This window comes from Paenibacillus xylanivorans, from assembly GCF_001280595.1.
In the GTDB taxonomy this organism is placed as follows: domain Bacteria; phylum Bacillota; class Bacilli; order Paenibacillales; family Paenibacillaceae; genus Paenibacillus; species Paenibacillus xylanivorans.
This window is the reverse complement of sequence record NZ_LITU01000081.1, coordinates 263406-276873: the sequence shown is the minus strand read 5'-3', so window position 1 is coordinate 276873 and position 13468 is coordinate 263406. Positions and strand designations below refer to the sequence as shown.

General features: G+C 46.7%; 9 protein-coding genes. 1 reads left to right on the top strand and 8 read right to left on the bottom strand.

What is annotated here, in order from left to right:
- Nucleotides 1-12 precede the first annotated feature (12 nt).
- The gene (locus AMS66_RS27035; RefSeq protein ID WP_053783721.1) at nucleotides 13-1029 is read right to left on the bottom strand and encodes an aminoglycoside phosphotransferase family protein; all 1017 of its coding nucleotides are present in this window, start codon (nucleotides 1027-1029) and stop codon (nucleotides 13-15) included.
- Between the two features lie 140 nt (nucleotides 1030-1169).
- Complete coding sequence (gene yicI, locus AMS66_RS27030) at nucleotides 1170-3488, bottom strand: alpha-xylosidase (RefSeq protein WP_053783720.1); 2319 nt, start codon at nucleotides 3486-3488, stop codon at nucleotides 1170-1172.
- Between the two features lie 171 nt (nucleotides 3489-3659).
- Between yicI and AMS66_RS27025 the strand changes: the two genes are divergently transcribed.
- Nucleotides 3660-4574 carry an AraC family transcriptional regulator gene (locus tag AMS66_RS27025; protein WP_053783719.1) on the top strand — a complete coding sequence of 305 codons (915 nt, stop codon included), beginning with the start codon at nucleotides 3660-3662 and terminating at the stop codon, nucleotides 4572-4574.
- Nucleotides 4575-4719: 145 nt separating this feature from the next.
- Here the strand turns inward: AMS66_RS27025 and AMS66_RS27020 are convergent, their stop codons facing one another.
- The 6 genes from AMS66_RS27020 to AMS66_RS26995 all read right to left on the bottom strand — a co-directional run bounded on the left by AMS66_RS27020 (nucleotide 4720) and on the right by AMS66_RS26995 (nucleotide 13467).
- Nucleotides 4720-5640: a hypothetical protein gene (locus AMS66_RS27020; RefSeq protein WP_053783718.1), complete on the bottom strand. Its 921-nt coding sequence runs from the start codon at nucleotides 5638-5640 to the stop codon at nucleotides 4720-4722.
- A gap of 390 nt (nucleotides 5641-6030) precedes the next feature.
- Nucleotides 6031-7887: an adenine deaminase gene (locus AMS66_RS27015; RefSeq protein ID WP_053783717.1), complete on the bottom strand. Its 1857-nt coding sequence runs from the start codon at nucleotides 7885-7887 to the stop codon at nucleotides 6031-6033.
- Between the two features lie 316 nt (nucleotides 7888-8203).
- The gene (helD, locus tag AMS66_RS27010) at nucleotides 8204-10579 is read right to left on the bottom strand and encodes an RNA polymerase recycling motor HelD (protein WP_053783716.1); all 2376 of its coding nucleotides are present in this window, start codon (nucleotides 10577-10579) and stop codon (nucleotides 8204-8206) included.
- A gap of 241 nt (nucleotides 10580-10820) precedes the next feature.
- A complete protein-coding gene (locus tag AMS66_RS27005) occupies nucleotides 10821-11282 on the bottom strand; it encodes a hypothetical protein (protein ID WP_053783715.1) in 462 nt (153 codons plus the stop codon).
- A gap of 140 nt (nucleotides 11283-11422) precedes the next feature.
- The gene (locus AMS66_RS27000; RefSeq protein WP_053783714.1) at nucleotides 11423-12490 is read right to left on the bottom strand and encodes an FUSC family protein; all 1068 of its coding nucleotides are present in this window, start codon (nucleotides 12488-12490) and stop codon (nucleotides 11423-11425) included.
- A gap of 251 nt (nucleotides 12491-12741) precedes the next feature.
- Nucleotides 12742-13467 carry an HD domain-containing protein gene (locus tag AMS66_RS26995; RefSeq protein WP_082350919.1) on the bottom strand — a complete coding sequence of 242 codons (726 nt, stop codon included), beginning with the start codon at nucleotides 13465-13467 and terminating at the stop codon, nucleotides 12742-12744.
- Nucleotide 13468 lies beyond the last annotated feature (1 nt).

The following is a 13468-nucleotide window of genomic DNA, read 5'->3' as shown; positions in this document are numbered from 1 at the left end:
AAACCCCCCTACTTATTCGTTAAGTTTAAGTCCCTTCCATTCTTCCAATAGATCCAGTGTACGTTCACAATACTTCTGCCCTGCTTCCGGCTGATTAACCTGATGTTCATGGACATATGCGTTAAAGTAAGAGGACAGCATTCGGTAAGCAAGAAGGCGTGCCTGTCCCTCATCGGACATATCCTTTGGTTGACCATAACCTTTATGAAAAGCAGTTGATGATTCAGTCGATAAAATAGCTTCAAATTCTCTATCCGCAGACATCGAACGATCCCCATCAATAATGGCAGCAATGTTTAACTCACCATTTTTCTCATGAACAAGCACGTTGGCTTCCCACAGATCGTTATGAACAAGAACCGGAACAGTCACCTGATCAAATAAATCCTTATTCTTTATGAACATATTTGCGATCTCTTCCCCCACACCTGGCATATACCCGACTTGGGCGGCTTTAAGAGCCGTTTCCTGAGCAAAAGAGTGCAGCACCTCGGACCAGTGATTCGAGCCTTTAATCGTACCATCGCCTTGCGGCCAGCCAAACGATGCACCCTCAATCTGATGCATGGCAGCGGTATAAACGCCGAGTTGATGATACAATCGCTCTTTATCTGACTCCGAAATCGATGGGTGGTCCAGCTGCTTACTGGGGATAAACTCCATAAACATGTACGTTCTCGGAATGATTAATCCGCTGTCATCACAGGCGATAATATTTGGAGCGGGAATGCCTGCTTTACGGTAATATTCATAAACAACAGATTCAGCAGACATCATCGTTCGTTCAAATGAAAATAACGGATCGCCGGCAGAGCCGGATGGCATCTCTACCCGCTCTGGTGCCAAACGCAATATCACATCTGCAACCGGTGCATGCTCAAGCTGAATACGGTACGTTGTATTAAAAAGCCCACCCTGCAGAAGTGCAAACCCCTTCAAAATGGTAGCGGTTCCAAAAGTGTTCTCTACTAACTGATGCAGCATCTCTGCTGTAATGGCTTGGTGTAAACCGGAATTTGTTCTACTCATGCAATCTATCTCCTATCTTGATCTGTCACTAGCAATTAATGATACAATCATTTAATTGCCAAAACCATATTTTCCATGGCACGACAGTAGACAAACAGACGGCACCTTGCGGTACCGTCCTTCTGTTTATCCAATAAACATTACAGTTGAATTGTAAGCGAGCTTGCACCTGCAGCAGCCGTAACGACAACACCATTTGCACCAGAGGCTTGGGAACCGCCCTCTACGCCGGATACACTCTCCATACCACGCAGTACGAGATTCCATGGTTTGCCTGCACCTTCAGCACGAACTTCCAGAACAGAGCCGTTACGGGATACGTTAACAACCAGTTCCTGCTCAGCACTTTGGTTCACAACAACCGCTTGAGCGGAGTTGCCGTCAGCCAATTCGAACAAGTGAAGGCTTACATCATTTGCAAAGTCATAATCCGGTTTGCTATCCACCGCACCAACTGCGATCAGACTGTTTGGTTTGATCATCATTGGCAGTGTTTTGAAATCATGGTTTTCACTGATCCAGCGTCCACCTTGTACTTTAGCTCCAGTCAGATAGTTTGTCCAAGTTCCTTCAGGCAGGTAGTAACGCACATCGCCTTCCTTATTGAAGATTGGCGCAACCAGAATGGAATCTCCGAACATGTACTGGGTATCCAGGTTGTATGTTGTTGGATCCTCTGGGAAATCCAGCAGCATAGCGCGCATCATCGGAATACCTCTTACAGTCGACTCCACCGCAGAATTGTAAAGGTATGGCATCAGGCTGATTTTGAGTTTGGTAAAGTCACGAACAACGTCCACGGATTCCTCGTCAAACAGCCAAGGCACACGATACGAAGTGCTTCCGTGTAGGCGGCTGTGAGAAGATAAAAGTCCGAATTGTACCCAGCGTTTGTATACGTCAGGGGTCGCTGTACTTTCAAAGCCGCTGATATCATGACTCCAGAATCCAAAACCGGAAAGTCCAAGCGAGAGGCCGCCTCGAAGTGATTCAGCCATGGATTCATAAGTAGAAGAGCAGTCTCCGCCCCAGTGAACCGGGAATTGTTGACCACCTGCTGTTGCAGAGCGTGCAAACAGGGCAGCTTCGTTTTTGCCAATCTTATCTTCGAGCAATTCAAATACAGCTTTGTTATAGAGCTGTGTATAATAGTTGTGCATTTTAACCGGATCAGAGCCATCGAAGTACACGACATCTGTCGGAATTCTCTCACCGAAGTCTGTCTTGAATGAATCCACACCTTGATCAAGCAGGACTTCCAGCTTACTCTTATACCAATTAACAGCATCCGGATTTGTGAAATCAACCAGAGCCATACCTGCTTGCCACATATCCCATTGCCATACGCTGCCATCCGCTGTTTTTACCAGATAACCGTTCTCCATACCTTCATCAAACAAGTAGGATTTTTCAGCAATATAAGGATTGATCCAAGCACATATTTTAAGACCCTTTTCTTTCAGACGTGCAAGCATGCCTTCCGGATCTGGGAACATCGCTTCATCCCATACAAAATCAGACCATTGGTATTCCTTCATCCAGAAGCAGTCAAAATGGAATACAGAAAGCGGAAGATCACGTTCAGCCATGCCATCTACAAAATGGTTAACCGTTGCTTCATCATAATCTGTTGTGAATGATGTTGTCAGCCACAGACCAAATGTCCATGCCGGTGGAAGCGCTGGTTTACCTGTTAATTTAGTATAATTATCAAGTACATCCTTTGGATTATCACCGCCGATAATGAAGTATTCCAAAGTCTCTCCTTCTACGCTGAACTGCACTTTAGATACATTCTCAGATGCAATCTCATACGATACGCGTTCAGGATGGTTTACAAATACGCCATATCCTTTATTGGACAAATAGAAAGGAATGTTCTTATAGGACTGCTCGCTGCTTGTACCACCGTCCTCATTCCAAGTGTCAACCACTTGGCCATTCTTAACAAACGGCGTGAAGCGCTCACCGAGTCCGTAAACGTATTCACCAATGCCGAGATCAAGCTGCTCACGGAAGTATGCTTCCTTACTCGGACCTGTAATATAACCAGCCGCTCTTTGACCGCTACCTGTAATTCGTTTTCCTTCATACAGGAAGCTGACGTCCCAACCGTTCGTTTTGTCGATTTGAACTTCCAGATTACCACTTTTCAAAACAGCGCCTTGTTCATTTTTCGAAATGTCAACTTTCTCATCTTGATGGTTAAGCTCAAATTCAGGCCCTTTTTTCATTCCGCCCTTATGGTGATTCAAGGTTACACGAATAACGTTAGGCATAGGTGAGCTGTACGTTGCTTTAAGCAATGTACCGTTCAATGTGTCGCCTTTGGTGCGAATATATTTAGTTGCCGCATATACGGTCAAAGAATCCTCTTTTTGCACAATATCACGAATGTCAGTCGGGTTTTGAATGTGGTACCCTTCACGAGTCATCCAGAATCCATCAGTAAATTTCATGTTTTCTTTCCCCCTTCGGTTATACTATAATAATATTGACATTAATAACGAATTTCTTCTCATATTTTGACCAAATATATCACGATTTTGATATTTCTTATCCGATTCCTTATAAACACCACCAATCTATGGGAACGTTTACATTAATAATGATGCAAAAGGAGAACGCATATGGAACGTGAACGTTTACGGGAAGACCGGATTCACGGCAATGCCATGTATCCTGTCAGTGTGTACCCGGATATTCAGCAGCTGAATGGCGACAGCATTCTCGATTGCCACTGGCATGACGAGATGGAGTTTACCATGGTGACTCAGGGCAGTGCTGTTTTTCAAATTGATATGAATACGGTAGAGGTTCAGGCAGGAGAAGCCATTTTTATCAATCGGGGGGAAATTCACGCAGGTTATCTGAAAGGCGATGTCCCCTGCGTTTTTTCATCCATTGTATTTAATCCGGAGCTGTTAGGCAGTCGTACGTTCGATGCTGTCCAGGAGAAATTCGTTGGTCCGCTTGTACACAAAACGGCAATTCCCCCTTACCATATCCAAACCGATGAAGCGTGGGGGCAAGAAATCATTTATCATTTGAAACGGATTTTTGCCGATCATGCCGCCGGAACACCAACCTGCGAGATGACAACAAAAGCTTACCTCTATCTAATATTTGCACAATTGTTTGAACATATGAGACCCGCTGCACTTAAAGGGACCGTTCCGTCAGGCAGTCATGATAAAGTGGAGCGTCTGAAATCAGTGTTAAGTTATATTCACAAGCGTTACCCCGAACCACTCAAGTTAAAAGAATTGGCAGATGAAGCCAATATGAGCGAAGGACACTTTTGCCGCTTTTTCAAACAGATGGTGCAGAAAAGTCCAGTCGACTATATCAACTATTATCGCATCCAGCAGGCCTGTTATCAGCTTGAGAATACCGATCACAAAATTGTGGATATTGCCATGGACGTCGGGTTTGAGCATTTGAGCTACTTCATTACAACATTCAAAAAACACAAAAATATTACTCCGTCCCAATATCGCAAAATGTTTTATGAGAAAGTGGCGGTAGAACCTGCGCTGGTTTAAGGTTAAACTCCTATCAGGAACGGCACCCGGCACTCCGAACTAACGATAGTTCACTGTTCTCCCTTTATAGCAGATGCAAAGAAGGTGCTACAGCCCGTTCTGCTGTAAGCACCTTCTTTATCATGCTGATGAATGGAGTTTCATTTTACTTCTTCAATGTCTCCCATGAGCTGTACTCATGGACCGAAAAACCGTTAAACGACGAATGTGAACTCGCCATTTCCTCAACCAATTGGAGCTGTGATTCCATATACGCTGTACCTTCTTCATAGAAAGTGATAAAGTCGCCTTCCTTGCTCTGCTTGGTCTCCACGGCAATCGATACCGTTTTGCCCAAAAGTGAAGCTTCCTCAAGCTCATCTTTTGCAACCTTATAGATGGCCGCAGCCGTATCCCGATAAGCCATAATCGTGATCGAGTCAAACTTGCGGATCATCCAGCTGCTTACATTCATCGTGGAACCCGGAATCTTGTAACCATCCAGCCAGAAAGGCAAGTCTGCGGCTACAGGTATCTTCATCCGTGCGGCCCGATCGACGATATATTGAACATTCCCCTGCCACTGCGTAATCACACTGGCCTGATTGGTTTTCCACTCTGGATGTACATGAGGTTCAATGTCCAAATGGATGCCGGCAAATTTCTCATTGGGCTCGACTTGATTTTGATACGCTTCAACCCAGTCCAGAAAATCCGCAATTTGACTCCGGCTCTCCGTCAGTCCCCAGGCAGGTCTTCCATCCATAACGTCCACGGCAATATTTTTCTCTCTGGCCATACGAATAAAATCCGTATAGTACGGAAGCTTTACATCCCGATTCATCTGTAGGTAGATTGTATTGATTTTGTTCGTAGTGGCAAACTTCAGCACTAGCTGAGGGTTGCTTTGAATCTGCGTGGTGTCCCATACCCAGGTTGCTCTGACGGTGCCCTGTACCGTTCCATGAATTGTTTCATAACTGTCCACTGAACCAAGTGCAGTAGCCTTGCAAACATACGCATTCCCTGTAAACAGCAGGAAACAACTAAAGAATAAAATAAAATGGTAACCCCTTTTGCTTTTCATATTTATACACTCCTTATAATGTTATGCAGCTCTAACGTGCAAATCCGGATGACATTCTGTCGTTTTATATTCATTCCATAAGCACTATTTCAAAGCACGACTATTTACATTGCTTTTATATGCAACATCATCTCTTAGACTCACGACGAAAGAATCATATAATATTATTTCGGGTATTCACACTTCTGTATTTATAGTTCTAAAGACTCATTTATGAAAAAAATTTTAATTTTAGCTACCTTCCACCTCAACATGGGTCATTTTTTGCATATGTAAAACAGACGACTCAAGACCTAGTAAGCGTTTTCCTGTAAAAATAAAAAAAGGCCGCCCTAAGGCGACCTTCAATTCCCTACCGGTTTCAAGGATGAACGGATACGACGTTATTCGTTAGTTCCCAGCTGGAGCAGCGGGTGTATTCTCCACCATCTCATCAAACAGGGATACCAGCTCAATGCCTTCTGCCGAAATGCGTACTAAGCCTTTATCAGACAAGCGCAATTCCGGAATAACAACAAGTGCCAGCAGAGACAGTGTCATAAATGCGTTATTTAACGTACAACCAGCAGACTGTAACGCCTCACTGATCGCTGCAGATTGAGCTGCTACCACTTCAAAAGACTCCGTGGACATCAAACCTGCAATACGCAGCGGAAATTCGGTCACACCAGAGGCAGTCACAACAGCTACACCGCCCTGCATTCCAATGACCCGGTTGCCCGCCTCGGCCATCAATGCGTCATCATTACCGATAATGAGCAGATTGTGGCTGTCATGCGCTACGGTCATCGCAATGGCTGCAGGACCTGTGAAGCCAATCCCCCCAACAAGAGCCACCGCACGATTTCCCGTTTGTTTGTGACGCTCCAGCACTGCAATTTTGCAGATTTCACCTGATGTTGAGATAACTACATTGCCATGTTCCACCGTGACATTAACATGCTTCTCCTTGGTATCCACATGATTCTCTGTCACATGAATGACTTTCGCTCCAATTGTACCTTCGGTAATTGGCGCAGACAGATCCATATGCTTCGGCTGGATATTGGCTTCCAGTTTCACGGTGTTCAGCGCCTCTTCCGGATACGTGAAGCTGTCCCAGACCGCTGTCATTTTACCGTTCTCTGCTACGACATGCCCTGCCGCAATCGTCATGCCTACACGAACATCTGCCAAGCGTCCATCCAGCAAAATAATGTCGGCGATATTTCCCGGGATAACCGCACCAATGTCGCGTGCTACACCGAAACGTTCAGCCGTATTGATCGTCGCCATCTGGAAGGCGGTAACCGGCTTCACCCCTTGAGAAATGGCCAAACGAACAACAAAGTCCATATGACCTTCTTTGAGCAGCGATTCGGAACTGCGGTCATCGGTCACCAGCATCATGCGGCGTGTATCCAGGCCAAGCTCTGTGCAGGCTTTGATTGTTTCCGCAACGTCATGCCACGCAGAGCCCTGACGCATTTTGGCGTACATGCCAAGCCGCAGGCGTTCCACCACATCTTCCTTCGTAACACATTCATGATCCCCCGTAACGCCGCTTGCTGCGTAGGCTGGCAGACGCCAGTCATCCGCTGCCCAGGTGAAGTGACCGTCTGCCACCTTGCCTGCTCTCAGCGTCGCTTGAATCTCGCCAATCATCGTCTCGTCCCCATACACGACTCCAGGGAAGTTCATCACTTCACCGAGACCAATCATATCCGGACCCCAGGAGAGGGCTTCTGCCACTTCTTCCGGTCCAATATGAGCGCCTGTGGTCTCCAGTCCAGGATGTGTGGAAGGAACACAGGAAGCCACCTGCATATAAGCAGCCATAGGTGTCGTTCGAGCTTCATCCAGCATCAATCGCAGACCTTTGAGCCCAAGCACGTTAGAGATTTCATGCGGGTCAAAGAACCCTCCTGTTGTACCGGAAGGCAGAACGGCTCTTGCAAACTCTGTCACTTTCATTTGTGTGCTTTCAATGTGACAGTGCCCATCCAGCAGTCCGGGAGCAATGTATTTGCCTTCCGCCTCAATAATGCGTGTATGCTCTCCGATCGTATGGCTTACATCTTTACCAACATATGCAATCCGGGCTCCCTGTACCGCTACAGACATGCCCGGCAAAATTTCACCCGAAATCACATTAACCAGCGTTCCGCCCCGAATAACCAAGGTCGCCGGCAAGTCTCCCCTTGCTGTTGCCACCAGATCTGGTACGCAATCCGCCATTAATCGGCGTTCATAAGATGGTGTGTTCATGTTGCTGCCTCCTTCATGAAATAAACGATCCAAAAAAATAGATTGTTACGATTATATGAGTCTCACCGTCATGTGTAAAGAAAATTCACACCTATTGTGCGTGAACACAAATGATGGATCATTATTTATCCACGAAACCTAATTTCATCTGGTCTCATGTTAGAAGAGATTTCTATTTCCAGTCATTTTCTCCGTGTTTCTCACATCAAAGGCCACCCTCATGAAGCTTCTTATTCCCCACATCGTATTCCGCAATACACAGAAAGACTCCCGTCCCATCGAACGGAAGCCTTCTTCATGAACATGAAAGACGAAGTTAATCGGCTTGAGCCGCAGACACCTTGCCCATATTATACAATTCTTCGGACTGGGCTGTAATGAACGGGCTCGGTTTACCCATGCAATAAACATGCAGCAAATGCATGGCACGGGTACATGCCGTATAGAACAGCTTACGTTCATGTTCCTGCGCATATTGCGATGCAGATCCGTCATAGATCAGAACCGCATCAAACTCAACACCTTTGGCCAGATACGCCGGTATGACATGTACGCCACGTTCAAAGGCCAGTGTTGTTTTCTTGATCAGCTTCGGCGCAGCAGGCAGTACTTTGCTTAATGCTTCATGTACGTCCTTGCTCTCTTCCGCCGTCTTGCAGATGACCGCAACCGATTCATACCCTTCCTGAATCAGATGTTTGAGATCAGCTGTAATAACATCCAGATGCTCCTGTTCATTGGCGGAAACGATCACTTTCGGCTTCTCCCCACCTCGGTTAAATGGAACAATCTCTTCGCCACCCGGAACCATGCCGCGCGTAAACTCCACGATTTCCTGTGTGGATCGATAACTTCTCGTCAGCTCAATTACTTCTGTATTTTCCGGTCCATACAGGTTAGTCAGCGGCCCCGTACCACTCAATACGGAAGAGTGTGCATAGATGGCTTGATTAAAGTCTCCAAGTGCGGTGATTTTCGATCTAGGGAACAATCTTTTCATAAAAGCCAGCTGGAAGGCAGAATAATCCTGTGCCTCGTCAATGATCACATGCCGGATATTGGAGTTAATATGGAAACCAAGCAGCAATTCACGCAGATACAAATAAGGGGTGATATCTTCATAGGCCAACTCCTGTACTTTCAATCTGCGAAGTGTCATATCACCAATTTCTTCCCAGTGTGAAGGCAGGGTTTCCTCTCCCAAAAGGCGAACCATCTGGGCCCGGTCGTTGAATAGATGGGCGTACAGTTGACGGACATCGACAAAACGCAGGGATTTGATCCATTTACGCAATGGCTTAAGCCGATCACTGACCACCATCCGGGCAAGTATCTCTCGTTCCTGCTGGAAATCATCGAACGTGTCCGACTTTCCTTTTTGCTTTCGCTTCAGGCGCTGATAGGCCCGCTGTAGATCCTCCGGCTCCATTATATCCAGCTGTTGATCTACCCAAGGTGCTTCCAATTCGCCTTTGCCAAAGGCCGATAACTCTTTCAGCATCCAGTCCCGCAGTATTTCCAGTCGATTCACCAGCTTGACGGATGGCTCGAAGCTATAGAATTTCTCCGCCATAGCCTCAGCCGTAACAACAGCCCGCCCCTGGAAACGAACCGGCTTGAACTTCATGCCTTCAGACATCATGCTGTCCTTATAGCGCGTTATCACCTTAAGGAAAGAATCGGATGACTTGAATCGAATGCCGGACATACGCACTTCGTACTGAGGATCCTCTGTTCCCGTAAGTACGTATTCAAGCTGAATGAATGGGTCTTCCAGTTGATATTCACGACCCAGACGGCGTTCCAGATACTCCTGGAAGGTCGTTTGCAGCATATTTTCCTCTCCAAGCTCAGGCAGTACGGTGGAAACATAACTGTTGAACATCGGGTTTGGCGAAAAAAGAACCATCTGATCCGCTTGCAGATGCTCGCGGTATTTATAGAGCAGATACGCTACACGCTGGAGCGCAGCGGATGTCTTTCCACTGCCAGCGGCTCCCTGGACGATCAGCATGCGAGTCCGGTCATTACGAATAATCCGGTTCTGCTCCTTCTGGATTGTCGCCACAATGCTTTTCATCTGTGCATCTGAGGTTCGACTGAGGACGGCCTGTAATAGCTCATCCCCAATCGTAACCCCGGTGTCGAACATAAAACGAATACGTCCATCCCGAATGACAAACTGCCGCTTCATCTCAATATCGCCACTAATCTCACCACTCGGTGTATGATACGTGACGGGACCTGGTGCACCATCGTAATACAGGTTGGATATGGGTGCACGCCAGTCATAGACAAGGAAGGATTCCTCCTTTTCATCCAGCAATGATGCGATCCCCAGATAGATTCGTTCTGCATTCGGATAGCCATTTTCCTTAAAATCAATACGTCCAAAATACGGTGAATGATGCAGCCGTTTCATTTTGTCCAGTGCTGCTGCCGTATTCAGATGACTGCGCTCCCGATCCGACAGGACCTGTGATTGCTGCCGCATGCTGGTGGAGGTTTCCCCTACATCATCCGCTTCGCTGAAGTTCATGGTGACTTCGTCCCAGAAGTCTTTTCTCATCCCCACAACTTCGTCCCGGAAGGAACCTACCTCTTTTTCCAAAATGTCGATTTTCCGATCAATCTGTTCCGTTACCATGTTGACCCGCTGTTGCTCCTCGCTCCATTGCTGGTCTGTACTCATATGTTAATACGCCCCTCTTTCCCCGGATTGTGTCCTCAAAAGCCCATTTGACAAGCCCGAAAAGGCTATGGTATAATTAATTAGAAAGTAAACATTTTAATTTTATGTTAATTAGTTCTAATTTTCTGAAAACCATTTTTTATTGTACCAGTGACAGCGTCCCGATGCAAGCGGAGGCGTTTTTTGTTGTTTTCATTCTATCATTACCCTCGAATAGGATGAATATAGAACGATTCCCATTCTATTGTCGTAATTCTTCAATGGTCTCACCCCAGCGTGTAATGGCCCCAGACTCGTCTTTTAGTTGAAATGTTATCCCTGAAGTAATCTCCGCATACGGTGCATGATCTACACGAATGTTAATCACCTGAGCCTCGAAACGATCTCTCGGATGGACAGCTTCCATTAATGCCGGCAGTAAAGTCACATCCAGACGAATGGATAACAAACTTTGCTGATAAACCGCAATCAAGGTAGCCTTGCCTGTTCGACTCATATTCATACTTGTCTGTGTTCCCGACCATAAAGCCAGTCTCATCAGGTTGGGAGTGACGGCAATGACTTCCCCCATACTGACCATCGCTTGATGCGGCCATCCATCTTCGGACACGGTCAGCAATTGCATCGCTTCGTGCTGCTTCTGCTCCAGATTCTCTCCATTGAACCACTTCATCCATTCAGGGCCAAGCTGTGTTAAATTCATTCGTATCTACCTCGGTTCGATTGAGTTGGTTGTGCAAGGTTTGCGCTATGTATGCAAAACAACCCGGACAAGCTGTCCGGGCTGGTTGTGGTTCCATTGTATATGATGAAACCACATCACCGCAATCCATACTGCAATGTTTACGGCCATTTAAGCCAATTCAGAATTTTATCCTGTGAATCCTTGTCTTCACTGGCACTGTGCACATGTTCGGCAAGCCGATTCAGCCGCTCCAACTGATAGCCGTAATCATAGATCGCTGCAGCTACGATGGACAGTCTCAGCATCCCTTCCTGATTGATATCAAACTGGGAAATGGCCTGCTCCATGAAACGATCATTATCCAAAATGAACTGTGCCGCCTCTTCACCGTTCGGTTTCAGCTTATCCTCGAACTTGAGCAGCGCATGTTCATGGAATTTGATGACAAGCTCCAGATGTGTATCAAAGAACTGATCCATTTCCGGTGTTCGCTGTGCCTGGAAATAGTGGCGTTCTACCGAATCCAGAACATCGAATCCTTTTTGCAGACTCAGCAGCATCTGTTTGTATACGACCATCTGCCGGGTCTCGCTGAATTTTGACCGCTTCATCTTCTTCTGTTCTTCTTCAAACAAGTTATACTTATCCGACAATGATTTAATGGAGCCGCCCAGATTATTTTTCTCTTCCCGGAACACCACTTCCTTGATCTCATCTGAGATGGACGTACGCAGCAGCAGTGACATGCCACTAAACACACTCTGAATCTGTTTCACGAACTGAATCTTCGGCTTGGGTGGAAATACCGTAATATTAATAAGAAACGCAGATACAATGCCGACAAGTGTCAGCAGGAAACGATTCAATGCAAAATGCCAGTCACCCGACGCTTCCATAATCGATACAACGGTTACCAGCGTCAGGCCAACCGTTTCGCCCATATTCAATTTAAGACAAATCATAATAACCAGCACAATAATTAGCCCGACAGCGATGGGCTCATTGGATAGCACCATGCCTCCCAGCAGGGCCACAATTGCTCCAAGTGTAGTGGTCTGCAGCTGATCCAGAAAATACTTCCAGGAACGATAAATGGATGGCTGCATGGCAAAGATGGCCGCGATCGCGGCGGGAACGGGAGATTGCGGGTTCAGGAACATGCTGCTAAGGTACAGGGCCAGCGTAACCGCAATCCCTGTCTTAAGTACACGAGCACCAAATGACATGGTGACCCCTCCTCTTTTTCAAAACTGATTTCATTCGTTGGATGATCATTATCATTATTACCCCATATTTCTTTTTTTGCCCGAATCAATTCAGGAGAACGATTTATTGTATCATGGAAGCCATTGGGTTACCATGCCTTGTATCCTGTTGGTGAGTTAAATTCCCTACTACTTCTATGTATACACAACAATACCCCGCACTCCACTCTCGGAAGTAGGGGGTATTGTATGTTTAACTTATACGGAGAAAGTTATGAAAACCTTCCTTCCCATTCACGCTTGAACTGCTCCACGAACTGCACCATAAAGTCATGACGCTGTTCTGCCAGTTCTTTGCCATAGGGCGTGTTCATCAGATCTTTTAGCTTAAACAACTTTTCGTAAAAGTGATTGATCGTTGTACTGCGTCCATTCCGATATTCCTCCCGCGTCATCTGCTCTCGAGGCGGAAGGGTGGGATCATACATCTCCCGACCTCTCGCGCCAGCAAAAGCAAACGTACGCGCAATACCGATAGCGCCCAGCGCATCCAGACGGTCCGCATCCTGCACCACCTGGGCTTCCTGTGTTGTGACGGCAGGGCGCTGTCCTCCTGCATAGGAAATGGAACAAATGATGTTTACTACGGCTTCACGCGTACCCGCTTCCAGCGGCTGGGTATCCAGCCATGCATTCAGCTTCGCCATTCCTACTTCCAGGCTTTCGTTCAGCTTCTCATCCGGCACATCATGCAGTAATGCAGCCAGTTCACAGATGAAAGGATCGGCGCCCATACGGTGTGCCAGTTCAACTGCAAGTGCAGTGACCCGTTCAATATGAGGCCAGTCATGACCATCCGTATGTGCGGCAGTGTCTCCCTGAACAAAAGCCCGGGCAGCGCGAAGAATGGCCTCTCCTGTTAACGTTCCATCAACATGATCCTCATACCCCGATTGTTGCGCGCTTTGATTCGGATGTTGAGGGGATTTCTCTTGCATC